Origin of the sequence: Halomonas sp. ND22Bw (assembly GCF_003011945.1) — a bacterium.
In the GTDB taxonomy this organism is placed as follows: domain Bacteria; phylum Pseudomonadota; class Gammaproteobacteria; order Pseudomonadales; family Halomonadaceae; genus Halomonas; species Halomonas halophila.
On record NZ_PXWD01000702.1, the window covers coordinates 1 to 277 of the forward strand.

At 65.0% G+C, this 277-nt stretch carries 1 protein-coding gene; it reads left to right on the forward strand.

Going from position 1 to position 277, the window contains the following annotated elements:
- The coding region (locus tag CVH10_RS19940; RefSeq protein ID WP_369335904.1) for a CheR family methyltransferase at positions 1-277 on the forward strand (277 nt) is incomplete at both ends.

The window sequence follows — 277 nt, forward strand, 5'->3', positions numbered from 1 at the left end:
TGCTGCAGTACCTGACGATCCCGGTGAGCGAGATGTTCCGCGACCCGAGCTATTTCCTCACGCTGCGCCAGCAGGTCGTGCCTGTGCTGCAGACCTACCCTTCCGTCAAGGTCTGGGTGGCGGGCCGCAGCACCGGCGAAGAAGCCTGGTCGCTGGCGATCCTGCTGCGCGAGGAAGGCCTGCTGGAACGCACCCAGATCTATGCGACGGACATCAACCCGTCGTCGCTCGACAAGGCGCGCCAGGGCATCTTTCCGATGGATGCGGTGCGCGGCTA